Raw genomic sequence first — 23,791 nt, 5'->3', positions numbered from 1 at the left:
AAGGAACCCACCATGGCCACAACCGCTCCCTTGAGCCTGGTCAACGTCACCCTCGAATACCCGGACGGCGGCGGGACCACCACCGCCCTGGACCAGGTCAACCTCACCGCAAGCGCGGGCCAGCTGGTCTCCCTCGTGGGCCCCTCAGGATCCGGTAAATCCAGCCTCCTGGCCACCGCCGCCACCCTGGTCCGGCCGACCCGCGGGCAGGTCCTCATTGACGGCACCGATACGGCCGGCCTCAAGGACAGGGAGCTCTCCGCGCTGCGGCGCGAAAAAGTGGGCATCATCTTCCAGCAGCCCAACCTGCTGCCGTCACTCACCGCCGTCGAACAGCTCGTCATCAGCGCCCACCTGCGGGGAAAAAACGCCAAAGCAGCCCGTGCGAGGGCAGCGGGGCTGCTGGACGTGGCGGGTCTTTCCGCGAGCGCGGACAAGCTGCCCCACCAGCTCTCCGGCGGCCAGCGCCAGCGCGTGAACATTGCCCGGGCGCTCATGGGAAGCCCCAAGGTCCTGCTGGTGGATGAGCCGACGGCGGCGCTGGACCATGAACGGAGTGCGGCCATCGTGGGACTGCTGCGGCAGGTGACCACGGAGTTTGGCGTGGCCACGGTGATGGTCACGCATGACACCGAGTTCGTGCCCCTGACGGACGCGGTGGCCACCATGCGGGACGGCAGGCTCACGGCGCCGGTCCTGGCCCTCAGCCCAAGTGGTGCACCGTAAACGCTGTCAGGAACCCCACAGATGCTGTCAGCCCGGTGAGGTTGTGATGCTCCTCGAAGGCCTCCGGGATCATGGTGTCCGCCAGCATGGCCAGGATGCCGCCGGCCGCCACGGACGTAATGAACGCGACCAGCTCGTCCGGCGCATCCTCCAGCGCCACGTACCCCAGCAGCGCGGCCACCCCGCTCAGGATCGCGATGCCGCCCCACAGTCCAAACACGTACCCCCTGCTCCGGCCGGCCTTCTTCATGCCGGCTGTCCCGGAGAGCCCTTCGGGCACGTTGGAGATGAAAACAGCGGCCAGCATGGCAGGACTCACCGCTCCCCCGGCCAGCAGGCCGACGCCAAGGACCACGGATTCCGGGACGCCGTCCAGTAGCGCCCCAACGGCGATTGCCGTGCCGCTGCCGGGATCGTCTTTTTCGGAGGGCTGCTGGTCTCCGGACCGCTTGCGGTGCTTGGCGCCGGCCTTGGCCAGGAGCATATTGGCGCCGACGTACACCACCGCGCCGGCCAGGAACCCTGCCACCGTAGGCCACAGGCCGCCACCCTTGACGGCCTCGTCCACCAGCTCAAAGGCCAGGGCAGAGATCAGCACGCCCGCGCCGAAGGACATGATGGTGGACACCACCTTGGACGGTATGGACCAGCGCCAGGACACGGCTGCTCCCAGGACCAGCGCGGCACCGGCACCGGTGCCCCATACAAGTGACATCAACCAAGTAGGCATACGTATCCTGTCCCCAGCTGCGCAGAACTGAAACAGAGGGCCATCCCGGAAGGCTCGCTGGGCGGGCAGCCGGCCCTACCCGGCCCATGGGGCGCCGCGCGCAGAATTGATGGGATCTTGAGCCAAACCTTACGATCCCCATACCTTGCGGGTCCACGCTGGAGAGATCAGACCAACCAGCTTGTGGGGAGCAGGACGTCATGGGAAGCAGAACAGCGTTGGACAGCGACGTCACAACAGTGGGCGGTGTGCTGACAGACCGGCAGCCGCTAAATTTCCACACGTTGGGCCTCGCCGGCTGCATCGACCGGCTCACGGCGCCCTTGCGGCAGCGCGGGACCGTGGTCCACTGGGATACTCCACACTGGGGCATCGAGATCCCGGCGGACTCCGCGTCCCTCCTGTACCAGTCCGCCCGCGAGGCACTCAGCAACGCCTTCAAGTACTCCGCTGCGCACACGCTCACCATCCAGCTGGCAGCCGTTGACCACGGCATCCGCCTGGTGGTGGCCGACGACGGCACAGGGTTTGACAGCGACCTCGCCACGTGCGGGCGGCACCACGGCTATGGCCTGCGGCTCATGGCGGTCGCTGTGCAGGAAGCGGGCGGGGCCGTTGATATCAACGCCACCCCGGGGATGGGCACCAGCGTGACGGTGACGCTTCCGCTGGACTGACCCGCACGCCCGGATCGCAGGCGCCAGACGCGCCTGCCCCATAAACTCGGATGCCCGCCGTTGCTGGGATGGCGGGCATCCGTATGCCTGGTGGAACCGCCTGATGGAAAACTGCCTGGTGGAGAACCGAACTACCGGGAAAGCTTGGCGGCATCCGGTTCCAGGTCGCCAATGTGGCCCGGTGCGTTGGCAGCCAGGACCCTCGCCACGAAGGCTGCATACTCGTCCATGTAATGCCCCAGGAACTTGGCGGTGGACGCATCCTTGACCTCGCCGTCGTCCCCAAAGGCTTCTGCCTTGTAGGTGATGTAGGCCTCCGGCGCGTTCAGCTGCGGCGCATCGAGGAAGCTCAGGACGCTGCGCATGGAGGACTGCATCACCGCCGTGCCGATGCTGCCCGGCGAGGCGCCGATGATGCCGGTGGGCTTGCGGGCAAAAGAGTTGGTTCCCCACGGACGCGAGCCCCAGTCGATGGCGTTCTTCAGGGCGCCGGGGATGGAGCGGTTGTATTCGGGAGAGACGAACAGGATCCCGTCGGCGGCCTCGATGGCTTCCTTGAGGGCACGGCCCTCGGGCGGGAAGTCGGCGTCATAGTCGTAGCTGTACAGCGGGAGGTCCTTGATGGGGATCTCGGTGAATTCCAATTCCTCCGGAGCGAGCTTGATCAAGGCCTTGGCCAGGACCCGGTTGATGGAGCCGCTTGCCAGGCTGCCCACGAAATATCCGATCTTGTACGTTGCCATAAGGGATCCTTTCCAACAGCCGGTCCGCGCCGGCTGGCTGAGTGTGGCTGGAAATGGTGCCGTCCCCGGCACGGGCCGGAAGCGGCGGTTGGTGCCCGGTGCCTCATCAGTCCAGCACACCAGCGCGGCTGCGGCCAGAGGGTGAACGGTGCCGGCCTCCGGCGAAGCGGAAACGCCCGTGACACTGCGGCCGTCCCGCCTGGCAACAACCCCTTGCACGCACGCCACCGGTCTACTACGTTGTAGTCCAATCAAGAAAGCGCTTTCCCAGCAGCGTTGGGTCTTCTGCGCGCAGCAACAAGTGGAATTGGATGACATGGCGGACAACATCCTCATCAAGTGGATCGACGGACAGGCCCCTGCGGAAATCAGCGGCGGAACCACCTGGGGCATGCCGTTCCTGCGCGGCACAGTTCCCGGGGTGGAGGCCCTGGCAGTTGCGGACGTCAACGGCGCCCGCGTCCCCAGCCAGGCGTGGCCACTGGCCACCTGGCCGGACGGATCCCTGAAGTGGGCCGGCGTCGCGCTCCCGGCGACCTGCTCGCCGTCGGACACCTACCACGTGACGTCCGACGCCGGCACACCCGCCGGGGCCAGCCAGACGTCGTCGGGCTCCGCCTCAGTCACTGTCACCGAAAGTGCAGACGCCTTCACCGTGGATACCGGCGTCCTGCAGATGGTCATCAACCGCGGCGGTTCCACCCTGTTCAGCAGCCTTTCCCGGAACGGCAGGACCGTTGCCCGGGACGCCCGGCTGGTCAGCCTGGTGCAGGATGGCATCCCCGAAGGGGCAGGGACGGCCCGGCGGGAGGCCTTCACTGGAGAGGTCACCGCAGCGGCCGTCGAACAAAACGGCCCGGTCCGCGCGGTGGTGCGGCTGGAAGGGCGGCACCGCCAGGACGGCCCCGGCAACGGGCCGTCCTGGCTGCCCTTTGTGGTGCGCTTCTACTTCCACGCCAACGCCCGCAGCGTGCGGATGGTGCACTCCTTCATCTGGGACGGCGACCCGGACCGCGACTTCTTGGCCGGACTCGGCGTACGGTTCACCGTGCCGCTGGAGGCGGAACTGCACAACCGGCATATCCGCATTGCAGGAGCCGACGGCGGTTTCCTCGCCGAGGCAGTCCGCGGCCTGACCGGGCTCCGCCGGGATCCGGGGGCGGAGGTGCGGGAGGCGCAGATCGCCGGACGCGCCACTCCCCCGGAACAGGCCTGGAACCCGGAGGTCTCAGGCCGGCTGCACCTGATCCCCACGTGGAGTGACTACACGCTCAGCCAGCTCAGCGCGGACGGTTTCGAACTGCGCAAGCGCACGGCTGCCGGCCACGGCTGGGTGGGCATCTCCGGTGGAACCCGTGCCGCCGGTTTCTGTTCCTTGAGCGATACCCACGGCGGCCTGGGAATCGGCATCAAGGACTTCTGGCAATCCCACCCGGGACAGCTGGACATCCGCGGCGCGGCCGGCAGCGAAGCCGACCTGACAGCATGGTTGTACTCCCCCGAAGCGCAGCCCATGGACATGCGGTTCTACCACGACGGCCTGGGGCAGGACACGTTCGAGGAACAGCTCGAAGGCTTGGAAATCACTTATGAGGACCACGAGCCGGGGTTCGGCAACCCCACGGGCATTGCCCGGACCCACGAACTCACCCTGTTCGCCTACGAGGCCACCCCATCTACGGAGCGCCTGGCCGCGGATGCAGCCGCGGCTTCCACCCCGGCCCTGCTGCAGGCCACGCCGGAGTACCTGCATTCCGCGGGTGTGTTCGGCGACTGGGCCCCGGTGGACCGGAGCACGCCGGCACGGGCACGGCTGGAAGACCGACTGGACTTCCTCTTCGATTTCTATGCCGGCCAGGTGGAGCAGCGCCGCTGGTACGGCTTCTGGAACTACGGCGACGTCATGCACACGTACGATTTCGACCGGCACGTGTGGCGGTACGACGTGGGCGGCTATGCGTGGGACAACTCCGAACTCTCCCCCGACCTCTGGCTCTGGTACTCCTACCTGCGCTCCGGCCGGGCGGACATCTTCCGCTTCGCCGAGGCCATGACCCGCCACACCGGCGAGGTGGACGTCTACCACCTGGGCCCATGGAAAGGCCTCGGCTCCCGGCACAACGTCCAGCACTGGGGCTGCAGCGCCAAGCAGCTGCGGATCAGCACCCCCGCCTACCGCCGCTTCTACTACTACCTGACGGCGGACGAGCGCACCGGCGACCTCCTGACCGAACTGGTGCACAGCGACCAAAACTTCCTGGGGCTGGACCCCGTCCGCAAAGTCCGCCCGGACGCCGCCACCTACCGCCCCAACCGCGGCGCCCTGGGCGTGGGTCTCGGGACAGACTGGGGCTCGCTCGCCGCCACCTGGCTCACCGACTGGGAGCGTACCGGCAACCCCCGCTCCCGCGACCGGCTGCTGGGCACCATGGCTGACATCGGCGCGCTCAAGTACGGCTTCCTCACCGGCGAGGCGCTGTATGACCTGGACAAGGGACGGTTCGACACCGGCCGGGAGCAGATTTCGGTGTCGCACCTCAGCGCGGTGTTCGGGCTGGTGGAGATCTGCAGTGAGCTGGTGGACCTGGCCCCTGATCCGCAGTTCGAGCACGCCTGGCTGCAATACTGCCGACTGTTCCTGGCCACGAAGGAGGAGCAGGTCGAGGCGGTAGGACAGGCGCTGGAGGGCATCCACCTGACCCAGGCACACAGCCGTCTGACGGCCTACGCGGCGGCAAGGTTGCAGGATCGTGACCTGGCAGCCCGGGCCTGGGAGAGTTTTGCCGAGGGCGGAGAACACCTGAACCACGGATCAGCGTTCTCGCTGCGGCGGATCAGGCCCCCATTCGTGCTGCAGCCGGTGGATGAGGCGCCCACCGTCTCCACCAATGACACCGCGCAGTTTGGGCTTGCCGTCATCCAGAACCTTGCATTGGTAGGCCAGTACCTGGACTGACTCAACCGGCCCGGCCAAAACCGCGGCGGCGGCACCCGGCCTGGTGCCGCCGTCGTCCGCTTTTCCCTTCCAGGCAACGCTTAGGTAACGCCCGGAATTACGCCATTTTGGGAGGCAGGAGAAGTTACGCAGTCGACGCCTGCCACCTGTTTACACCCCCTTTAAGGCGGTCATAGGGTGCTCACCTAAACAAGGTTGAAAGCAGCCTTGGGAAGGGAAAGAGCACCATGAAAAGCAAGATTGCGGTCATGGCCCTGGCTGCCCTGAGCTTGATTCTGGCCTTAGTCGCCGGGGCCCCCGCATCAGCCCATGCCGCCGACAAGCCGCTGATCGGCCTGACCTTTGACGACGGGCCATCCGCCGAGCGCACCGCCTTTGTCCTCGACGTCCTCAAGGAAAAGAACGTCAAGGCAACATTCTTCATTCAGGGCTCACACGCCCAACAGTACCCGGACCTTGTCCGCCGGATCAGGGACGAGGGGCACGTGATTGGCAACCACTCCTGGGACCACGCCAACTTCCCCGAGCTCTCCCAGGCGAACCAGAAGCAGGAAGTTGACCGCACCAACGCCACGCTCAAAACCATCACCGGTACAACACCCGTGCTGATGCGCTTCCCGTTCGGCAACAGCACCCCGTACGCGCTCAAATACATCAGGAGCCTCGGCATGAGCGGCGGCATCCAGTGGCACTGGGAGGTCGGCGAGCCCGGCGACTTCGAGTGCCCCGGCGCAGCTGGAGTCCAGAAGTACGTGCTGGATGAGGTGGCCCCGGGTGCAATCATCCTGCTCCACGACGGCAACGACGTCCTGTCCTGCCCCGCCTCGCAGTGGGACTACCTGTCCAGGACCATCGACGCCATCCGGGCCAAGGGCTACGAGTTCGGCGTGGTGGCTCCTTCCAACAAACCAAGCGCGCTCAACGAAGGGTCCTATGGCGTTGTGGTGGCGCCCTGAGTAAGGCCGCCTTTCGGACGTTTCACCTTTTCGTTGCCCACCGCTCTGGAATCCGAAGCACCTAATAGGTATGTTGGTAAGCATGCTGATGATTTCTTCCTGGTCGTCAGCCCCCGGTAACAAAGCGAAGGAGACGTTATGAGCACGAAGGTGGAAAAACGCATTCTGGTGAACGTACCGGTGAGCACCGCATACAACCAGTGGACCCAGTTCGAGGAGTTCCCGCACTTCATGGGCGGCGTCAAGAGCGTCACGCAGCTCAGTGACGACCGGCTGGAATGGGTGGCCGAGATCGGCGGCGTCCGCAGGCAATGGGAAGCCAAAATCCTGGAGCAGGTCCCGGACCGGCGCGTTGCCTGGGCCGCCACCGAAGGCGCCACGAATGCCGGCGCCGTGGACTTCGAGGACGTTGGCGGCGGCCAGACCTCCCTCCGGCTGACCCTCGAATACGAGCCCGAAGGCCTGGTGGAGAAGGTGGGCGACAAACTGAACGTCGTTGACCGGCAGGCGGAATCGGACCTGCAGAAGTTCAAGGAATTCATCGAGGATGAAGGCTACGCCAGCGGCGCCTGGCGCGGATCGGTCAACGCCGGCTCCGCGGTTGGCACGCCCGGCGTCGAACACGCGGGAGCGTCCCGCGGCGATTCCGGCAAGGCCGGTGTTTCGGGCAAGGTTGCCGCCGGCGTCGGCATTGCCGCAGCCGCCGGTGCAGCAGCGGCGATGGCAGCCAGCAGCAACAAGGACAAGACGGTCGCGGAGACCACCCCGGTGGTTCCGGCAGAGCCGGTTGTTCCGGCCGAACCGCTGACCACCGGATCCACCACGGGCTCGGCCGACGCAGGCGTCGGGATTCCGGCAGCGGGCACGACGGCGGCGGCCGGCTCCACCGGTTCAGTCGCCGACCTGGGCGATGACAGGATCGGGCACGCTTTCGACCAGACCAACGGCCTGGTGGACACCACCGGCGAGTCCGACGAGACGCTCGAAGGCGAGAACCTCAGCGCCGGCGAACGGCGCGGGGACGACCGCGGTACCGAGGGCGGCCTTCCGCCGGTGGGTGGCAACCTCGGCGGCCACTGACCCGCACCGACCCGCAAGAAAGCGCCGCCCGCCTTCCCCCAAGGCGGGCGGCGCTTTCGCGTCTTCGGCCGGTCTACTTGGCCTTACCTGCGTAGAAGACGGCCGGCATGGCCGGTGCCTGCATACCCTCGCCGATGAAGAAGCTGGGGTGCGGCGGCTGGTTGTAGCCCACCGTTTCGCGGGCCACGCCGGTCCGGTACATCGGGTCATGCATCAGGGTGCGCAGACGGACCTGGGTGGGCGAGGTGCTGGTGTAGATCCGCAGCTCGGTGCTGTCCACTGAAGGGAACACCAGCTCTTCCCGCCAATCACCCAGCAGGTCCGCCTGCAGCGACGGGTTGCCCTTGGTGTAGTTGTTGGTGCGGGCGCCGGTGGCCGTCAACAGCCGGTCGCTGGATTCGGTTTCCCAGTTCCACTTGGAGATGGTGGGCACGCCGTACCCGGCCACGGCATCGAAGTCGTGGTCCACGATCTCCCGCAGCAGGTCGCCGTCCCACCAGGCCATGAAGTTGGCTGCAGGGATCTTGTCCGAGATCCGCTCACCCTTGGCGGACATGAGGAACCCCGCCGGGGAGTTCCACGCGGCGTCGCCCCCTACGGCCCAGCTTTCAGAACCCGGGAATCGGGGGTCGATGTCGCCCGTGGCGCCGCGGCCGGTGTCCTTGACGGCGGGGATGCTCCACAGCACTTCGCCGGTGGCGGCATCGCGGAACGTGGCGCCGCGGTTGCCGCTCTGGCTCATGCTTTCGTGCACTGCGAAGGTTTCGAGCCCCGGCCGGGAGGGATCAAGATCGCCCGTGTGGACGGCGTCACCGTGGCCCAGCCTGGTGTTGTAGAGCGGCGTGCCGTCGTCGTCGATGGTCATGGAACCGAAAACAAACTCGTCCTTGCCGTCCTGGTCCACATCCGCAACGGAGAGGTTGTGGTTGCCCTGGCCCTTGTACTCGGCTCCGGCCACATCGGAATCGAACTTCCAGCGCTTCACCAGCTTGCCGTCCACCAAGTCATAGGTGACCAGCACCGTGCGGGTGTAGTAGCCGCGGCTGAACATCATGGACGGGTGTTCACCGTCCAGGTAGGCAACTCCGGCGAGGAACCTGTCCACGCGGTTGCCGTAGTTGTCGCCCCACGCGGATACAGCGCCGCGCGGTGGATCGTAGGGAACGGTGTCCATGATGGTGCCGCTGGCACCGTTGAACACCGTGAGGAATTCCGGCCCGGACAGGACATAGCCGGCACTGGTGCGGTAATCGGCCGCGGCATCACCGATGACGGTTCCCGCCGCATCGGTGGTTCCGTCCGCGGTCTTGAACGCCACCTCGGCCTTGCCGTCACCGTCAAAGTCGTAGGCCAGCATCTGCGTATAGTGGGCGCCCGCCCGGATGTTGCGGCCCAGGTCGATGCGCCACAGCTTGGTGCCGTCCATCCTGTAGGCGTCAACGTAGACGTTGCCGGTGTACCCGGACTTGGAGTTGTCCTGCGCGTTGGATGGGTTCCACAGCTGGATGATCTCGTAGGCGCCGTCACCGTCAAGGTCGGCGACGCTGGAATCGTTGGCGCTGTAGGAGTATGGCTTTCCGTCCCTACTGACGCCGTCAGCCGGCTTGTCCAGCTTGATGGGGAGGTAGTTCTGTGCCAGCGGGCTGAACTCGGCGCTGAGTTTGTCCTGCCCGTTGCCGTTGCCTACGGTCTTGATCACGTATCTGGAGTCCGCCGTTCCCGCCGGGTCAAGGTAAGTGGTGGTGTCCCGGATGGGCTCGGGGGTAATGAGGATGCCGTCGCGGATGACCTGGAAGCCAACACTGTCCTGGTCCAGGCCCAGCATCCGCCAGCCCAGGCTGACCCCCTTGTCCGTCAGGACGGCAACCGGGGCGCGGTCCAAGTTCTCCACCTGGCGCGTGAGGCCGGAGTGTGCGCGGGCAGCCGGAGCGGCCGGGCCGCCCGGGCCGGGATCAGCGGCAGCAAACGGGACGCCGGCCAAGGCCATCGCTGCTGCAGCGAGCGTGGCCGCCGCGGCAGCCGGCACAGCCTTCCGCGCCCTGCCCGCCGGGAATTTCGGGGAACACATTGAGGGGTTTGCCAAAAGAACATCTCCTTTGATGCGGCGGCAGCTGAGTCTGCCGCACAACAGTTTGGAACGTTTCATTCGATGCCGCGCATCCTTCTCACGAGTGATTTTGAGGAGGTGCAAGCACCGAGGAAAGCGCTTTCTGCCCTTTAGGTTTATCAGTGCTTTACAAGAATGGTCAAGAGTTTGACCGTGAGGAAATGGGAGAATTTGTTCTAGGTCGATTGCTTCTGTGCCTCTAACGCCTATTGCTTCTTTGCGGCCGCCTGCAGCAGGGGCACCGTGCGGGTGGGCATCACTTCCACCAGGGACATGGCGGTGCTGGTCCGAACGACGCCGTCAATCGCCAGCATCGCGTTGGTGATCCGGTGCAGGTCGGCCGGGTCCCTCGCGGCCACCTTGGCCAGCAGGTCGGCATCGCCGGTGGTGGCATGCATTTCGATGATCTCCGGGATGGTCTGCAGCGCTGCCACGGCAATGTCGCTGGAGGACTGGCTGATGGAAATCGAGATGAAGGCGATGAGCGGCAGGCCAAGAGCCTCGGTCCGCACCCGCTGGCTGAAGGGTGCCAGGCTGCCGTCATTTGCGAGGCGGCGGAGCCGGGCATGCACCGTATTGCGGGCCACGCCCAGCGTGCGGGAGAGGGACAGGACAGTAGCCTGCGGGTCCCGGTCGAGTGTGAGGAGGATCTCTGCGTCAAGGGCATCAATGAGGTGCATAGTGAGCATTTTGCCACTTCTGGAGATAACATCTGCTGGATCTGTCCTGCTCGATCCTCCTCTGTTGCGCAGACGTCCTGATTTCACCCATCATGCCGTCCATGACCAGCACCCTTCCAGAAGCCGCGGCACCAGAGGTCCGCGCCGCCGTCGCCCAGCTTCCCGCCTACGTGGCCGGCAAGAGCGCCCAGTCAGCCCTGACCGCGGCCCTTGCCTCGAACGAAAGCCACTTCACTCCCCTGCCGTCCGTCGTCGACACGATTGCCGCAGAGGGCGGCAGGATCCACCGGTACCCGAGCATGGGCGCGGTGGAAGCACGGGAGGCTATTGCCGGGCACTTCGGTGTCAGCGCCGATGAGGTTGCCGCCGGACCGGGAAGCTCCGGAGTGCTGCAGCAGATCATCTCCGCCGTCTGCTCGCACGGGGACGAGGTGGTGTACGCCTGGCGGTCCTTTGAGGCATATCCCATCCTTGTGGAGGTGGCGGGCGCGGTTTCGGTCCCCGTGCCGCTGCTGGCGGATGAGCACCACGATCTCACGGCCATGGCTGCGGCCATTACGGAGCGCACCCGGCTGGTGATCCTGTGCTCGCCGAACAATCCCACCGGGGTGTCCATCAGCGCGGAGGCGCTGGAGGAGTTCCTCCAGTCCGTTCCCCCGCGTGTGCTGGTGGTCCTGGACGAGGCCTACATCGAGTTCCAGCGCGGCCCGGGCGTCGACTCCCTGGACTTCTACCGCCGCTACCCCAACCTCTGCATCCTGCGGACCTTCTCCAAGGCGTACGGACTGGCTGGCCTGAGGATCGGTTACGCCATTGCCCGGCCGGAGATCGCCGAAGGCCTTCGGCGCACGGCCGTTCCGTTTGGCGTCAACAGGATGGCGCAGGCTGCCGCGGTCGCTTCGCTTGCTGCGGAGGACGAGATCCTTGAGCGCACCGAGGCGGTGGCGCAGGAACGGACCCGCGTGATCGGGGCACTTCGGGGCCTGGGCTGGGACGTCCCGGACAGCCAGGCGAACTTCTACTGGCTGCGGGCTTCGGACGAGCTGCGCGTGCAACTTCTTGACGCGCTGGCCCAGGCCGACATCCTGGCACGCGGCTACGCGGTGGACGGCGTGCGCATCACCCTGGCCGATGCCGCCACTAATGACCGCGTGTTGGCAGTCCTGGCAGACCGCGGGCGGTTCCTGCCTGGGGCGGGCGCCGCCCAGTGAGCACCTCCACGGAAACACGCGCTGACGCAACCACTACTGCCCCGGCCACGCACCCGGAAGAGCCGACGGCGGGACGTCCCGTGCCGCCGTCGGCCGTCCGCCATTCGGTGGTAGAGGACGTCCTGGGCATCCTCACCGGCACCTTTGCGGCGTCACTGGGCCTATTCCTCCTCAAGTCCAGCGGCGCGGTCACCGGCGGCACCGCGGGCCTGGCGCTGCTGCTCAGCTACTCCGTTGCACTGCCGTTTGGTGTCATCTTCTTCGCCGTAAACCTGCCGTTCTTCGCGCTGGCGGTCTGGAAGAAGGGCTGGAATTTCGCCCTCCGCACCGGGGCGGCCATCGCCCTCGTGTCAGTGATGGCAAGCCTGCACCCTGCCGCGATGGGGTCACTGCACCTCGACCCGGTGTACGGCGTGGTGGGCGGAAACCTGCTCGCCGGCGTCGGCCTCCTGATCCTGTTCCGGCACCAGTCCAGCCTGGGCGGCTTCAACATCCTTGCCCTGCTGTTGCAGGAGAAGCTGAACTGGCGCGCCGGGTATGTGCAGATGGTGCTGGACGTTGCCATCGTGCTGGCATCGCTTGTTTTGGTGCCTCCGCTGCTGGTGCTGCTGTCCGCCGCCGGTGCCACGCTGCTGAACCTCATCCTTGCGCTGAACCACCGCCCGGGCCGCTACCTGGGCAAATAGGTGGCCGGAAAGTAGCCAGAGCCCAGCCCTTTTATTCCCGGGAACCGGCTGAAATATCTGCACGGGGACCGCTGTTGCCGCCACTATGACAACAATCGGAATCATCGGTGCAGGACATATTGGCAGCCAGGTCGCACGGAAGGCCGTGGAACTGGGCTACGACGTGGTCATCAGCAACTCCCGCGGGCCGGAGACGCTCCAGGACCTGGTGGCTGAGCTTGGCCCGAAGGCCCGGGCGGCCACCGCAGCCGAAGCCGCAGCCGCGGGCGACTTCGCAGTGGTGACAGTGCCCCTGAAGAACTACAAGGACGTCCCGGCGGAGCCGCTGGCCGCCAAGGTTGTGATCGACACGAACAACTACTACTGGGAGCGGGACAGCAGGATCCCCGCCCTGGACAACGGCGAGGCCACCACCTCCGGGCTGCTGCAGGAGCACCTCCCACAGTCGAAGGTGGCCAAGGGCTTCAACCACATCATGGCCAAGGACATCACCACCGACGGATCACCCGCCGGCACCGCCGACCGGCGGGCCCTGGCCACCGCCAGCGACTATCCGGAAGCAGCCGAACTGGTGACCCGCCTCTACGACGAGTTCGGTTTCGACACCGTCAATGTGGGCCCGCTCTCAGAGAGCTGGCGTGTGGAGCGGGACCGTCCGGCCTACGTGAAGCGGCAGACCGCCACCCAGCTGAAGGACAACCTGGCCAAGGCTCCGCGCACCATCTGATCCGTCCTTCCGGATGCCGCAGGCCAAACTGGCCGGCAGCCCCTGCTGCCGGCCAGTTTCTTGTCACGGCACTACTTCCGGGCCGGAACCAACACCACTTCGAACGGGCTGGGCGGCTGGTTGAACTGCGCGTTCACGGCGGCCAGCGTATTTCCGAAGAGGGCCACGGTGGTGGGGACATTGAACGAGTCGCTCTTGATGGTGCCTTCCACAACGCCGGAGGACAGGTCCCCGGACAGATCAATGCGGGCGATCTGGTTCAGGAAATTCTGGACCGCCCACACATCGTCGCCATGCACCAGGATGCCGTCCACGTCGGGAACGCTGACACCCTTGATCGCGGCGCTCTTGCCGTTCTTCGGGTTGACTGTGTACAACGCACCGTTGGCGGTGTGGGCCACGATGAGCGTCTTGCCGTCCTCGGTGGCGGCGATGCCGTTGAGGTTGAAGTCCGGCGTGAGGTCCGCCGCCGGGCCGCTCAGCTTCAGGGTCTTCACCGTGCCCAGTTCACCGTCTTCTCCCACCGGCAGGAAGTAGAGTTCCGCCGCGGCCGAATTGGTAAACCAGGCGCCCTCGCTGGTCAGGGTGACGTCGTTGATAAATCCCTTGGCCAGGTCAAAATCGGCCACGGGTTCGCCGGTGTCGGTGTTGTAGACGAAAGCCTTGCCGGTGGTGGCGCCCGCCACGAACAACAGGTTGTGGCAGGGATCGGCCTTCATTCCGGCGGCTGCGCGCCCTTCGGGGGCGTGGATGAAGCGGGTGGCGGTGCTTTGGCGGAGGTCACCGCGGAAGATATCACCCGTGGTGAGTTCCCCTGCGTAAAAAGTCCTCCCCTCCCCCGCCGCGATGCCCTCCGCGGAGGTGGCGCCGTCGAGCACTATCTCCCCTGATCGGGGCGCGGCCGACGCCGGAACGGCTGTGGGGAGGAGCAGTGAAAGCAGGGCGACAAGTCCTGCGGCGGCACGGCGGCGTGCTGTTCGGCGCATGCTGGTTCCTTAGTCTGGTTTGATGCGCGCGGGGCCCATCTGCGGAAGCTCCGCACGATTGGTTCTGCCAGTTTAAGCGCCGGTATTGGGCTTGCGAAGGCATGGGGGTACCCAATCTGCTTACAATCGAAACCTCTGACCACTACCGAGGGACCCATGAAGAAATTCGCCACAGCCCTGTTTGCCGCCGGCCTCGTTGCTTCCGCTACGGCCTGCACCGCCACACACCAACTGACCACCGCTGAGACCTGCGAGCGGATCCAGGCCGTTGTGTCGAACCCCGCCAACAACGCCGGCAAGACGGGCATGAACAACCTCGCCAACCAGATCCGTCCCATCCACGCCGTGGCCTCGGACGACCTCAAGCCTGCCCTGGCCTCGATCCTCGCGTACACGGACGAACAGGTCAAGGAGAACCCGGACAAGGACAAGCTTGCCGATCTGCAGTCCGGCTACCAGGAGGCCGGCAGCACCTACAGCAAGTTCTGCGGCCAGGCCGGCGGCCAGTAGTCAGCTGATCTGCCCGGGCGTCCCGTTCGCCCGGGCTGCGTCACAGCGTGGCCGGATCCGTGTTGGCACCGCAGAGGATGACGGCAACGCGCTCGTTCGTCCCCGGCACATACGCGCCGGAGGTCAACGCAGCGTAGGCCGCTGCAGCGCCGTGTTCCACCACGATCCGGTAGTCGTTCCAGAGTGCCGAGCGTGCGGCAATGATGTCCGCGTCGCTGACAAGGACGCTTTCGACGCCGCAGCGGACCGCCACTGAGAAGCCGATCTCGCCTACGCGGCGGGCACCCAGGGAGTCGGCCGCGACACCCGATACGGCGACGTCCACCGGCCCACCGGCGGCCAGGGCGGCGTGCAGGGTTGGCGCTGTTTCCGGTTCCACGGCCACCACTTTCGCGGCGCCCTCGACGGCGGCGGCTACCCCCGCCATCAGCCCGCCGCCGCCCACTGCCACCAGGACGGTGTCCACGTCCGGCAGCTGCTCCAGCAGCTCCGAGCCCACTGTTCCGGCACCGGCAGCGATTTCGGGCTGGTCATAGGCGTGGCAGTAAACCGCGCCGGTTTCCCCGGCATGGGCCACGGCGGCCTGGTAGGCGGCCGCGTACTCCGCCCCGCCCTGCACCACGGTGGCACCGATGGCCTTCAGCTTGGCGACCTTGACGGCGGGCGCGGCTTCCGGGACAAAGACGGTGGCCGGAACCCCCAGCTGCTTGGCGGCATAGGCATTGGCCAGCCCCGCGTTTCCGCCGGACGCCACCACGACGCCGACGCCACCCCTGAGTTCCCCGCGCTCCTTGGCTGCCAGGATGCGGTTGAGCGCGCCGCGGGCCTTGAATGTGCCCGTGTGCTGCATGAACTCGCATTTGAACCAGACCTGGCCGTCAGACAGGCCCCTGTCCGCCTCCATCACGGGCGTTCTGCGGATAAGGCCGGCGGTCCGGCGCGCGGCCTGGTCAATGTCGGTGCGGGAGATCATGCCTAGACTTCGTCGTCCCAGGTACCCGGCTCCCCCAGCGCCTCTTCCGGCTTGCTTTCCTCCGGCTTGTTGCCGCCGGCCGCGTCCCCGCCACCAACATACGAGGCCGGAACGGTTCCGGCGGCGTGGACCAGCTGTTCCTCACGGATGTTCGCCGCGCCCGGCTTTTCGGGGTGCTGCCCGGACTGGGGTGCCTTTTTGGCGGCCTCCCTGGCTTCGTCCGGATCGCCCGGGCCCCGGAGGTCTGCGGTGTTCTGGGGATCGTCGCTGGAAACGGTCATGGTCCTGCCTTTCACCTGGGAACTGCTTGCCCGGCCGGGGATACCCCCTTCCGGGGCTCCAGCCTACGGTCTCGAGGCAGCCGTCGGCCCCTTCCGGCGCGCAATTTCCGGCAACCCGGCGCACAATTCCCGCCAGCCCGGCGCGCGACTCCCGGCAGCGGCAAATGGAATGTCATGATGCTTTCCATGGGCAAGCCGCACCCCGAGTGCTTGCCCCCGTGACCGGTGGCATGTTCAACCAGGCAGCCGCCATGAGACCGGAGCCTGCCATGACAGCTGTCCAGATCATCCCGCTGGTGATCCTCGTGGCGATGTTCGTCATCGCCACCAAATGGCCGCTGAACATCGGGGTGATGGGGCTGGTAGCCTCCTTCGGCGTCGGCTATTTCATGCTGGGAATGTCCGACCGGGAGATCCTGGCGGAGTTCCCCGCCAGCATCGTCTTGACCATCATTGGCGTCACTTACTTCTTCAGCATGGCCCAGCGGAACGGCACCATCGACATCATCGTCAAGGGCTGCGTGCGGATGGTCCGCGGAAAGACCCTGCTGCTGCCGTGGGTGTTCTTCCTGATCGCCGCCGCGCTGACCTCGCTCGGCACGTTCTCGCCCGCCGCCGTCGCGCTGCTCGCTCCCGCGGCCATCGGATTCGCCTACGAATCGAGGATCCACCCCGTCCTCATGGGCGCGTTCATCATCAACGGCGCCCACGCCGGCGGCTTCTCTCCGCTGTCCGTTGCCGGTGTACTGGTGCATGACATCGCCCTGAAGAACCACTTCCCTATCTCCCAGGGCGGCCTGTTCACTGCCAGTTTCGCCCTGAACCTGATCCTCTCGGTGCTCACCATCGTCCTGTTCGCCCTGATCGGCAGGCTGCGTGACGGCACCGCGGGCCAGCACGCGGACATCGACACCTCCGCCACCGGACGCCCGCACGGCCAGCAGGTCCTGACCCTGGTCCTGATCGCCGTGATGCTGGCAGCCACGCTCGGTTTCCACCTGCCCATCGGCTTTGTGGCCCTCTCCGCAGGCCTGCTCCTGGCATTCATCAACATTAAGGAGCACAGGACCTTCATCGGCGGCATTTCCTGGTCCACGGTCCTGCTGGTTGCCGGGATGATCACGTACGTCTCCCTGCTGGAGCACGTGGGCGTCATCGATACCCTGGCCGGGCAGGCCCTGGCCCTGGGTACGCCGCTGCTGATCGCACTGGTCCTGTGCTACGTGATCGGTGTGGGCTCTGCTTTCGCTTCCTCCACGGCTCTCCTCACCGCGTTCATACCCCTGGCCGGACCCCTCCTGGCCACGAGCTCCCTCAGCGCCTCCGGAACTGTGGCCGCGCTGGCCATCGCGGCCACCGTCGTCGACGTCTCCCCCTTCTCCACTGATGGCGCACTGGTGGTGGCCAATGCCCGGGATCACGACCGGCAACGGGTCTACAAGCAGCTGACGTTCTATGCCGGCGGCGTGGTGATGGTGGCTCCGGCCCTGGCCTGGGCGCTGCTGGTACCCACCAACATCATGTAGCACTGCACTTCACCCCGCCGCTGGCGCCTGTGAATTCCAGCTCATTCGGGACATTGCGCCCGTCCCCGGCGTTAAACGGAGCGGCGGGAGGAGGCCGGATGATCATTGTGCTGACGGGCATCGACGGATCGGGAAAGTCGACGGCGGCCCGCGCCTTGGTGTCGATGGTGCGGGCCCGCGGCGGACGGGCCTTGCTGGTGAGCAACCATGCGGGCCGGCGGGTCATGTCCCTGGCCGCGGCCAGGCTGGGAGTGCGGCTGCCGGACAGGGTGGCAGACGGCGTCGAAACCCTTCTCCGGGTGGGCAACGTGCTGGTATCGCACCTGCGCGCCAGCCGGTTCGACGGCCTGGTGGTGATGGACCGCCACCTTCACTGCCAACTGGCACTGCGGCACGCAAAAGGGCTGCCCCGCGGACGCTTCCTCCCCTGGCTGCTGGCCCGGCTGCCGCAACCGGACGCCATCTTCCACCTGGACATCGACCACACCGAAGCCCACCGCCGCATCATTGCCCGTGGGACGGATTCGGAGAGCCTCGCTGACCTCGCCGCCTTCCACCACGGGTACCGGGAACTGCCGGAGTACGCGGGCTTTTTGCGGATAGACGCGTCCGCACCGGCGGGCGAGGTAGCGGCGGAGCTCAATTCCCGGCTGGAGTTCGCGCAGGCCTGAGGGGCGCGCAGGGCGGGCCAGGACTTTGCAGTCCTGGCCCGCCTCCGCGCTGTGGGTTGCGGCTACCGCGAGGCAGTCGGGGAGGCCGACGACGAGGCGCCACTGCCCGATGACATCGTCGCCGAAGAGGTGGACGAGGCGGTCGACGAAGCCGAGCCACTCGGCGAGGACGTGCCTATGGAACCCGACGAACTAGTGGAGGACGGGCTGGAAGTGGCGCCCCCGCCGTCGGCCTTCTTCAACACGTCATTGATGAGGCCCTCAAGTTCCTTCTGGTCCTTGTCGCCCAGGTCGGTGCCGCTCTTCGTGGCAACCACCAACAGGCGCCCCTGCGCGGCGGAAACCTGCATCAGCTTCTGCTGGTTGTCACCGCTGCGGGTGCTGACGGTGGCGAAGGTCTTGTCCGCGTCGGTGTCCGCCTTCAGTTCCTTACTGGACACGTCGTATTTCTGCCCCAGCGCGGAGACCGAGAACTTGGCGCACTGGTCCATCTTGCCGCTGATGTCGTTCAGGGTCTTTACGGCGTCTGGGCCGTCGCTGCCGGACTGGGCCGACAGGCTGCGCGGCTGGTTACCGTCTGAAAGTGCTACGGCAACGTCACCGTTTTCCACCTTGTCCAGCAGGCCGGCCGTGGCAATGTCCTTGCAGTCCTTGGGGTCGATGGTTGCCGTGCTCATGAGCAGGTTGGCGATATTTCCGCCCTGGTCAACCTGCTCCTTGGAGTACAGCTTGAGCTCGTTGCCGTCGGCGTCCTTCATGCCCGAGATCAGGTCACGGAGCTGATCCTCCGAGTACACCTTGGCGTCCGCGGTCGGGCTGGCGGACGGCGACGCGGTCGCCGAACTGGACGGGGTGGCCGTACCGCCGCCCCCGCCCGAGCAGCCGGCCAATGCCAGCATCGCCGCAGCCATTACTCCAAGCGCAGAAACTTTTCGCATCAGGTTCACCCTCCGAAATAGACAGCATGCTTAGCACTTTCACTGTAAAGGTTCCCACTGGCACGGTGAAATAACGGCACGGAGGAAGTTTGCCTGATAGTGCCGCGTGCAGGATTTGTGCCGAATGCCCGCGGGGCCGTTGTGGAATAATCCGTGGCGGGAGGCGAGTGGACCGTGAACAGTGAGCTCATCCTCCGCGGGCACATTGTTTCGGCGACCCTGGATGTGCCGGACGGTGTTGTAGCGGTCGACGGCGGCGTGGTCACCTTTGCTGGGCCGGCGTCGGAATTTCCCGGGGTTCTTCCGGATCAGGCCGCGGCACCGGGGTTTCTCCTGCCGGGCCTGGTCGACCTGCACTGTCACGGGGCACACGGCTCTGACTTCTCGGAGGGCAACCCGGACGGTGCCCGCCACGCCGCCCGCTACCTTCACAGCCGCGGCACAACTACGCTTCTGGCCAGCATCGTCACGGGGCAGCCCGGACAGCTTGTCCGCAACCTTTCCGCTCTTCGGGGGCTGGCTGGTGAGGGCCTCATTGCCGGTTCGCATCTCGAGGGTCCATTCCTTTCAACGGAGCAGTGCGGCGCCCATGACACTGCGCTGCTGTTGGATCCCGATCCGGGCCTGGTGTCCGGATTCCTTGGTGCTGCCGGGGAATCAATGGTTTCCATGACCCTGGCGGCCGAGCTTTCCGGAGCGTTCGAACTTGTGGATCTCCTCGCGGCGCGCGGCATCATCCCGTCCTTGGGACACACGGCTGCGGATCATCCGACGGCGGCGGCTTTCCTTAAGCGCGCAGCGGGCGGTTTGGCCGCTGGCGGGCATTCCACGGGGCGGCGGCGGCCGACGGTTACCCACCTGTTCAACGCCATGCCTCCACTGCACCATCGCTCCCCCGGACCCGTCGCGGCATGCCTCAGCGCGGCACGGGCGGGAGAAGCGGTGGTGGAACTGATAGCCGACGGTGTACATGTGGCGCCCGAAACGGTGCAGTTGGTCTTTGATCTAGTTGGTGCGGACAATATCGCCCTCGTTACCGACTCGATGGCTGCAACCGGTCTTGACGACGGCCAATACCTGCTGGGGTCCCTTTCCGTCACGGTAGACCAAGGCGTGGCGCGGGTGGATGCCACTGGTGCCATTGCGGGTGGCACCAGCACGCTGCTGGAGGTCCTCCGGACTACTGTGGCCGCGGGTGTTTCCCTGCGCGACGCCGTAACCTCAGCGTCGGCTGTTCCAGCGTCCGTGCTGGGGCTCTCGGCGCAGGCCGGGGATCTGCGTCCCGGGATGCCGGCGGACGTGTTGGTGCTTGACCAGGATTTGAAGCTTGCCCGCGTGCTGCGGAAAGGCGCGTGGGTAAACTCCTCGGGCTGACCGCTACAGCCTGCTGAGGCGCACCGGTTTCGGGCGCCGCTTCGAATGTCGGACCCCCGTTGGATGATGTTCTTATGGGAATCGCCGGTGGTGTTGGGGTGGCTTTGGAAGGTGTCCATGCCTCCGTTGCTGCCCTTGATGCGCTGGAGAAAGAGGACGATTTCCTGGCTTCCGGGGCTCATGCTGGTGCCGGTGTGAATATTAGCGCCGGTACGGATGTTTTGCAGCGGCGGTATGAGATCCGGCTGGAACGGCTGGAGCTGATGGCTCGGCTGGAGGCGCAGCTCGCTGCGACGAAAGCACGCGACGCCGCTGAGGCAGCGGAGTTCCAGCAAGCGATGACCCCGCCGGACGCCTCGATCCAGGACCGCACTTACGCTGACATGTCGGTGGTGGAGGAAATCGCCGGAGTCCTGACCATCAGCTCCACAGCCGCGGGCGCTTTGGTGGAGCAGTCACGCCGGATCTGCTCCCTGCCGCACGCCATGAACGCCCTGGCCGCGGGCGCGATGTCCTGGCAGCACGCCCGGATTGTCGCCGACGAAACCGAGGGCCTCACCACTGACGGCGCGGCGTCGCTGGTGGCGCATTTCTTCGACCCTGACGCACCCCGCCCCGCCCGCGGCGCCACCCCCGGAGACCTCGTACCGTCACGGTTCCGAGCCAAGGTCCGTGGCTGGCGGGAACGCCACCATCCGGAATCGATCGAGAAACGCCATGTAAAAGGGGTAGCCGACCGGCGGATGGAATACACCCCCGACAAGGACGGCATGGCCTGGGTCTCCCTCTACCTCCCCGGGGACACCGCCTCCGCGATCTGGAACCGCACCACCGCAACCGCCCGCGGACTCCAAGGCCCCGACGAAGAGCGCACGCTCACCCAGCTGCGCCCCGACATCGCCGCCTCCCTGCTGCTGGGGGCTGGGAACACCACACAGACCGGGAAATCCACGGAGGTCGGGAAGGTCCCCACCCCGCGGGCCGATGTCCTGGTGATGGTGCCCGTATTCTCCCTCCTCGGAGCCACCGACGAACCCGCCGTACTGGATGGCTTCGGCCCGATCCCGGCCTCCATGGCACGGAAACTGGTCGCCGACGGGGCGGACTCCCTCTACCGGGTCCTGATCGACCCCAGGGACGGGGCACCACTGGAGATCGGAAGGAAGAACTACCGGCTCACGGAGGCCATCAAACGGTGGGTCAGGATGCGGGATGCCAAGTGCACCTTCCGGGGCTGCACAAACCGCACCCCCGACAACGAAACCGACCACCTACAAGCCTGGCAACACGGCGGCACCACCGGAACCAGTAACTTGGCCCAACTCTGCCCCAAACACCATCGACTCAAACACCACAGCCAATGGACACCCGACCCGGCCACCAAGAATGAACCACCCGGCTGGACCTCACCAACAGGCAGGCACTACAACCCAGAAGACCAGGACCCAGAACCAACCCACTGGCCACCAGGAAACTGGCCGCAATGGCTGCAAAGGCCCATGCCAACGGAGCGAAGCCTCTTGGAGGAAGCCCTGTTGGAGCGCCTTGCCGTGTAGCAACTCTGGAGGAACCGCAGGGCGCGTTGCCGTGTAGGAACTGCAGGGCGCGAACTCCGCACGAACTGCAAGGTGGGAACTCCAAGGCCGGGACTGCTGGGCAGGAACCGGGCAAGGAACCACAGAGCGACTGATGCTCCCCTTGGCACATCCCGGACAGCCAGCGAACCGGCTAGGCAGCCTCGGGGGATCCCGCAGCGCGGCCACGGAGCCTCATCCGTTGCGTGCGCTCCTTCATAGTGAGAGCCCGCAGCCGCGGAACGGCCCCAAGAGCAAGCGGCTGCCCATGGCCCGGCGCCAGCAACCGGGGACCCAGACCTGCGAGGCGTGTGATGGAGTCCATGGATTGCTCCCAGTTCCAGGTGGTGTACCTGGGTGGCCCGGACAGGTCCGGTACGCCTGAGAGGATGCCGCGGATGGAATTCAAACCCACCGTCACCACCGCATCCCCGGTGAGCAGGACGCCATCGCCGGCGCGCCAATAGGCAACATGTCCCGGGGTATGGCCGGGCGTGGGGATGGCCGCCCACCCTGGCAGCCCTGGTATTCCTCCATCGCGGGGCAGGCTGCGGGCCACGTCCGTGATGTCACCGGACGCCTCGATCCTGCGGCGGGTGCGGGCGGGCAACGACCACAGGAGCGGGGCGATGATCCAGCGGTCCAGCGGCATTGAAAACTCGGGGATGTATTTCCCGGCGGCCATGGGCAGCTCTGCTTGGTGGACGTACACCGGCACCTCCCACGTCCGGGCCAGGGCACCGGCAGCGCCGGAGTGGTCCGGATGGATGTGGGTCAGCAGGATGGCATCAGGCGTGATGCCATTCCCCAACTCTTGCTCCACAGCGCGCCGGACCGGCTCCGCGCTGCCGGCCCAGCCACAGTCCACCATCGCCCAGGTGGTACCCGAGCACACAAGGTAGAGGTTTGCGGCCATTGGACCTGCACCGGAGGTCATCAACAGCACGCCGGAAGCAATCTCCCGCGGTTCGGTTACACGCGTCATCAGTCTTTTACACCACCGGGTGGCGAATCAGCGTTCGCAGCTTCTCAGGTGCGCTGCGGCGGGGATCGCCAAGGTAGATTTCGTGGTGCCTGCCGCGGACCTTCAGCCCGGCCTCCACCACCACCGCGTCGAGGCGGGCGATTGTGGCGCCTTCGTCGGCGTAAGGACCGACATGGAGCGTCTGGGCGCAGCGGCCCTCTTCCCAACGCTCGAAGTGGAGCAGGTCCAGTGCCGGAAGTTCCTTGGCCCGGGACTCCTCCCTGGCCCGCTCCAGCAGGGCTTCGTCGATTGGTTCGGGCTGAACCATCATGGCCTGCCATCGCCATGATTCCCGGTCGACTCCCGAAAGGCCGCCGAAACCTGCTGTTACGGGCTCGTCGGGGTCAGCGTGCCCAGGCTCGTCGAACCACCACAGTGCTTCCAGCGGCATCACTTTCGTGATCAAACCAGCCCGCTTCTTGAGCCCGAAGTGCGCGGCGTAGCTGATGGTAAAGAGCGCCTGGACTGCCTCCGCGAATGCAGGTCCGTCGGGGTCCCCCTGGCCCCGGACCATGGCGAAGAGCAGCGGAGGAACGTCAACGAAATCGACGGATCCCTTCCGCCCCTTGTAGAGGACTGCGATGTCCTCGCGAAGATCGCTCACCGCGCCTGGACTCACCTCGCCTGGATTCCCCTTGACGTCGCCATGCACCCA

Annotated in this window: 23 protein-coding genes; 13 read left to right on the top strand and 10 right to left on the bottom strand. The window is 66.2% G+C overall.

What is annotated here, in order from left to right:
- Nucleotides 1-12 precede the first annotated feature (12 nt).
- Nucleotides 13-726 carry an ABC transporter ATP-binding protein gene (locus AB0280_RS05035; protein WP_366366344.1) on the top strand — a complete coding sequence of 238 codons (714 nt, stop codon included), beginning with the start codon at nt 13-15 and terminating at the stop codon, nt 724-726.
- Here the strand turns inward: AB0280_RS05035 and AB0280_RS05030 are convergent.
- The gene (locus tag AB0280_RS05030; RefSeq protein ID WP_159630406.1) at nt 704-1,456 is read right to left on the bottom strand and encodes a ZIP family metal transporter; all 753 of its coding nucleotides are present in this window, start codon (nt 1,454-1,456) and stop codon (nt 704-706) included. The genes AB0280_RS05035 and AB0280_RS05030 overlap by 23 nt on opposite strands.
- A gap of 200 nt (nt 1,457-1,656) precedes the next feature.
- Between AB0280_RS05030 and AB0280_RS05025 the strand changes: the two genes are divergently transcribed.
- A complete protein-coding gene (locus AB0280_RS05025; RefSeq protein ID WP_366366342.1) occupies nt 1,657-2,133 on the top strand; it encodes a sensor histidine kinase in 477 nt (158 codons plus the stop codon).
- A gap of 131 nt (nt 2,134-2,264) precedes the next feature.
- Here AB0280_RS05025 and AB0280_RS05020 read toward each other — a convergent pair whose 3' ends face one another.
- On the bottom strand, nt 2,265-2,876 hold the full coding sequence (locus tag AB0280_RS05020; RefSeq protein WP_224023178.1) for an NADPH-dependent FMN reductase: 612 nt from the start codon (nt 2,874-2,876) through the stop codon (nt 2,265-2,267).
- Nucleotides 2,877-3,192: 316 nt separating this feature from the next.
- Between AB0280_RS05020 and AB0280_RS05015 the strand changes: the two genes are divergently transcribed.
- The 3 genes from AB0280_RS05015 to AB0280_RS05005 all read left to right on the top strand — a co-directional run bounded on the left by AB0280_RS05015 (nt 3,193) and on the right by AB0280_RS05005 (nt 7,868).
- Nucleotides 3,193-5,832, top strand: coding sequence for a Tat pathway signal sequence domain protein (locus AB0280_RS05015; RefSeq protein ID WP_366366340.1), 2,640 nt, complete (start codon nt 3,193-3,195; stop codon nt 5,830-5,832).
- A 227-nt stretch (nt 5,833-6,059) separates the two neighbouring features.
- Nucleotides 6,060-6,788, top strand: coding sequence for a polysaccharide deacetylase family protein (locus AB0280_RS05010; RefSeq protein WP_307491459.1), 729 nt, complete (start codon nt 6,060-6,062; stop codon nt 6,786-6,788).
- Nucleotides 6,789-6,926: 138 nt separating this feature from the next.
- Nucleotides 6,927-7,868 carry an SRPBCC family protein gene (locus AB0280_RS05005; protein ID WP_307491456.1) on the top strand — a complete coding sequence of 314 codons (942 nt, stop codon included), beginning with the start codon at nt 6,927-6,929 and terminating at the stop codon, nt 7,866-7,868.
- A 73-nt stretch (nt 7,869-7,941) separates the two neighbouring features.
- Here AB0280_RS05005 and AB0280_RS05000 read toward each other — a convergent pair whose 3' ends face one another.
- Nucleotides 7,942-9,936: a rhamnogalacturonan lyase gene (locus tag AB0280_RS05000; RefSeq protein ID WP_307491687.1), complete on the bottom strand. Its 1,995-nt coding sequence runs from the start codon at nt 9,934-9,936 to the stop codon at nt 7,942-7,944.
- Nucleotides 9,937-10,181: 245 nt separating this feature from the next.
- Nucleotides 10,182-10,664, bottom strand: coding sequence for an Lrp/AsnC family transcriptional regulator (locus AB0280_RS04995; RefSeq protein ID WP_224023186.1), 483 nt, complete (start codon nt 10,662-10,664; stop codon nt 10,182-10,184).
- An 83-nt stretch (nt 10,665-10,747) separates the two neighbouring features.
- Here AB0280_RS04995 and hisC point away from each other — a divergent pair, with 83 nt between their 5' ends.
- From hisC to AB0280_RS04980, 3 genes are all read left to right on the top strand, one after another.
- Nucleotides 10,748-11,866, top strand: a complete 1,119-nt coding sequence (gene hisC / locus AB0280_RS04990; protein ID WP_366366338.1) for a histidinol-phosphate transaminase — start codon at nt 10,748-10,750, stop codon at nt 11,864-11,866.
- Nucleotides 11,863-12,552 carry a YitT family protein gene (locus AB0280_RS04985; protein WP_370871800.1) on the top strand — a complete coding sequence of 230 codons (690 nt, stop codon included), beginning with the start codon at nt 11,863-11,865 and terminating at the stop codon, nt 12,550-12,552. The genes hisC and AB0280_RS04985 overlap by 4 nt, the downstream gene beginning before the upstream one ends.
- An 85-nt stretch (nt 12,553-12,637) precedes the next feature.
- The gene (locus tag AB0280_RS04980; RefSeq protein WP_307491453.1) at nt 12,638-13,279 is read left to right on the top strand and encodes an NADPH-dependent F420 reductase; all 642 of its coding nucleotides are present in this window, start codon (nt 12,638-12,640) and stop codon (nt 13,277-13,279) included.
- Between the two features lie 71 nt (nt 13,280-13,350).
- Here the strand turns inward: AB0280_RS04980 and AB0280_RS04975 are convergent, their stop codons facing one another.
- Nucleotides 13,351-14,265, bottom strand: coding sequence for an SMP-30/gluconolactonase/LRE family protein (locus AB0280_RS04975; RefSeq protein ID WP_307491451.1), 915 nt, complete (start codon nt 14,263-14,265; stop codon nt 13,351-13,353).
- Nucleotides 14,266-14,421: 156 nt separating this feature from the next.
- Here AB0280_RS04975 and AB0280_RS04970 point away from each other — a divergent pair, with 156 nt between their 5' ends.
- Nucleotides 14,422-14,775, top strand: coding sequence for a hypothetical protein (locus tag AB0280_RS04970; protein ID WP_307491449.1), 354 nt, complete (start codon nt 14,422-14,424; stop codon nt 14,773-14,775).
- A 40-nt stretch (nt 14,776-14,815) separates the two neighbouring features.
- On the opposite strand, the gene AB0280_RS04965 is transcribed toward AB0280_RS04970, so the two are convergent.
- Both AB0280_RS04965 and AB0280_RS04960 read right to left on the bottom strand, forming a co-directional pair.
- Nucleotides 14,816-15,748, bottom strand: coding sequence for a threonine/serine dehydratase (locus AB0280_RS04965; protein WP_307491447.1), 933 nt, complete (start codon nt 15,746-15,748; stop codon nt 14,816-14,818).
- 2 nt (nt 15,749-15,750) lie between these two features.
- Nucleotides 15,751-16,029, bottom strand: coding sequence for a hypothetical protein (locus AB0280_RS04960; RefSeq protein ID WP_307491445.1), 279 nt, complete (start codon nt 16,027-16,029; stop codon nt 15,751-15,753).
- Between the two features lie 269 nt (nt 16,030-16,298).
- Here AB0280_RS04960 and AB0280_RS04955 point away from each other — a divergent pair, with 269 nt between their 5' ends.
- Both AB0280_RS04955 and AB0280_RS04950 read left to right on the top strand, forming a co-directional pair.
- Entirely contained in the window at nt 16,299-17,555 is a 1,257-nt protein-coding gene (locus tag AB0280_RS04955) for an SLC13 family permease (RefSeq protein ID WP_307491443.1), read from the top strand.
- 98 nt (nt 17,556-17,653) lie between these two features.
- A complete protein-coding gene (locus AB0280_RS04950) occupies nt 17,654-18,226 on the top strand; it encodes an AAA family ATPase (RefSeq protein ID WP_307491441.1) in 573 nt (190 codons plus the stop codon).
- Between the two features lie 62 nt (nt 18,227-18,288).
- On the opposite strand, the gene AB0280_RS04945 is transcribed toward AB0280_RS04950, so the two are convergent.
- Nucleotides 18,289-19,164: a hypothetical protein gene (locus AB0280_RS04945; protein WP_366366335.1), complete on the bottom strand. Its 876-nt coding sequence runs from the start codon at nt 19,162-19,164 to the stop codon at nt 18,289-18,291.
- A 174-nt stretch (nt 19,165-19,338) separates the two neighbouring features.
- On the opposite strand from AB0280_RS04945, the gene AB0280_RS04940 reads away from it, so the two are divergent.
- Both AB0280_RS04940 and AB0280_RS04935 read left to right on the top strand, forming a co-directional pair.
- On the top strand, nt 19,339-20,538 hold the full coding sequence (locus AB0280_RS04940) for an N-acetylglucosamine-6-phosphate deacetylase (protein ID WP_275180749.1): 1,200 nt from the start codon (nt 19,339-19,341) through the stop codon (nt 20,536-20,538).
- Between the two features lie 74 nt (nt 20,539-20,612).
- Nucleotides 20,613-22,094 (top strand): HNH endonuclease signature motif containing protein, encoded by a 1,482-nt coding sequence (locus AB0280_RS04935; protein ID WP_366366334.1) that lies wholly within the window; start codon nt 20,613-20,615, stop codon nt 22,092-22,094.
- Nucleotides 22,095-22,266: 172 nt separating this feature from the next.
- Here AB0280_RS04935 and AB0280_RS04930 read toward each other — a convergent pair whose 3' ends face one another.
- Together AB0280_RS04930 and AB0280_RS04925 are read right to left on the bottom strand one after the other, a co-directional pair.
- Nucleotides 22,267-23,097 carry an MBL fold metallo-hydrolase gene (locus tag AB0280_RS04930; RefSeq protein WP_307491433.1) on the bottom strand — a complete coding sequence of 277 codons (831 nt, stop codon included), beginning with the start codon at nt 23,095-23,097 and terminating at the stop codon, nt 22,267-22,269.
- A gap of 7 nt (nt 23,098-23,104) precedes the next feature.
- Nucleotides 23,105-23,740 carry a GyrI-like domain-containing protein gene (locus AB0280_RS04925; RefSeq protein WP_307491431.1) on the bottom strand — a complete coding sequence of 212 codons (636 nt, stop codon included), beginning with the start codon at nt 23,738-23,740 and terminating at the stop codon, nt 23,105-23,107.
- Between the last annotated feature and the right edge of the window lie 51 nt (nt 23,741-23,791).

This window comes from Pseudarthrobacter sp. 902506025, assembly GCF_040702325.1.
GTDB lineage: Bacteria > Actinomycetota > Actinomycetes > Actinomycetales > Micrococcaceae > Arthrobacter.
The sequence above is the reverse complement of the archived record's forward strand: the minus strand, read 5'-3'. Positions and strand labels throughout refer to the sequence as shown.

Excerpts from the sequence above, each read along its gene's own strand:
- AB0280_RS05035 (WP_366366344.1), top strand. The coding sequence starts at position 13 with ATGGCCACAACCGCTCCCTTGAGCCTGGTCAACGTCACCCTCGAATAC.
- AB0280_RS05030 (WP_159630406.1), bottom strand. The coding sequence starts at position 1,456 with ATGCCTACTTGGTTGATGTCACTTGTATGGGGCACCGGTGCCGGTGCC.
- AB0280_RS05025 (WP_366366342.1), top strand. The coding sequence starts at position 1,657 with ATGGGAAGCAGAACAGCGTTGGACAGCGACGTCACAACAGTGGGCGGT.
- AB0280_RS05020 (WP_224023178.1), bottom strand. The coding sequence starts at position 2,876 with ATGGCAACGTACAAGATCGGATATTTCGTGGGCAGCCTGGCAAGCGGC.
- AB0280_RS05015 (WP_366366340.1), top strand. The coding sequence starts at position 3,193 with ATGGCGGACAACATCCTCATCAAGTGGATCGACGGACAGGCCCCTGCG.
- AB0280_RS05010 (WP_307491459.1), top strand. The coding sequence starts at position 6,060 with ATGAAAAGCAAGATTGCGGTCATGGCCCTGGCTGCCCTGAGCTTGATT.
- AB0280_RS05005 (WP_307491456.1), top strand. The coding sequence starts at position 6,927 with ATGAGCACGAAGGTGGAAAAACGCATTCTGGTGAACGTACCGGTGAGC.
- AB0280_RS05000 (WP_307491687.1), bottom strand. The coding sequence starts at position 9,936 with ATGTGTTCCCCGAAATTCCCGGCGGGCAGGGCGCGGAAGGCTGTGCCG.
- AB0280_RS04995 (WP_224023186.1), bottom strand. The coding sequence starts at position 10,664 with ATGCTCACTATGCACCTCATTGATGCCCTTGACGCAGAGATCCTCCTC.
- hisC (WP_366366338.1), top strand. The coding sequence starts at position 10,748 with ATGCCGTCCATGACCAGCACCCTTCCAGAAGCCGCGGCACCAGAGGTC.
- AB0280_RS04980 (WP_307491453.1), top strand. The coding sequence starts at position 12,638 with ATGACAACAATCGGAATCATCGGTGCAGGACATATTGGCAGCCAGGTC.
- AB0280_RS04975 (WP_307491451.1), bottom strand. The coding sequence starts at position 14,265 with ATGCGCCGAACAGCACGCCGCCGTGCCGCCGCAGGACTTGTCGCCCTG.
- AB0280_RS04970 (WP_307491449.1), top strand. The coding sequence starts at position 14,422 with ATGAAGAAATTCGCCACAGCCCTGTTTGCCGCCGGCCTCGTTGCTTCC.
- AB0280_RS04965 (WP_307491447.1), bottom strand. The coding sequence starts at position 15,748 with ATGATCTCCCGCACCGACATTGACCAGGCCGCGCGCCGGACCGCCGGC.
- AB0280_RS04960 (WP_307491445.1), bottom strand. The coding sequence starts at position 16,029 with ATGACCGTTTCCAGCGACGATCCCCAGAACACCGCAGACCTCCGGGGC.
- AB0280_RS04955 (WP_307491443.1), top strand. The coding sequence starts at position 16,299 with ATGACAGCTGTCCAGATCATCCCGCTGGTGATCCTCGTGGCGATGTTC.
- AB0280_RS04950 (WP_307491441.1), top strand. The coding sequence starts at position 17,654 with ATGATCATTGTGCTGACGGGCATCGACGGATCGGGAAAGTCGACGGCG.
- AB0280_RS04945 (WP_366366335.1), bottom strand. The coding sequence starts at position 19,164 with ATGCGAAAAGTTTCTGCGCTTGGAGTAATGGCTGCGGCGATGCTGGCA.
- AB0280_RS04935 (WP_366366334.1), top strand. The coding sequence starts at position 20,613 with ATGGGAATCGCCGGTGGTGTTGGGGTGGCTTTGGAAGGTGTCCATGCC.
- AB0280_RS04930 (WP_307491433.1), bottom strand. The coding sequence starts at position 23,097 with ATGACGCGTGTAACCGAACCGCGGGAGATTGCTTCCGGCGTGCTGTTG.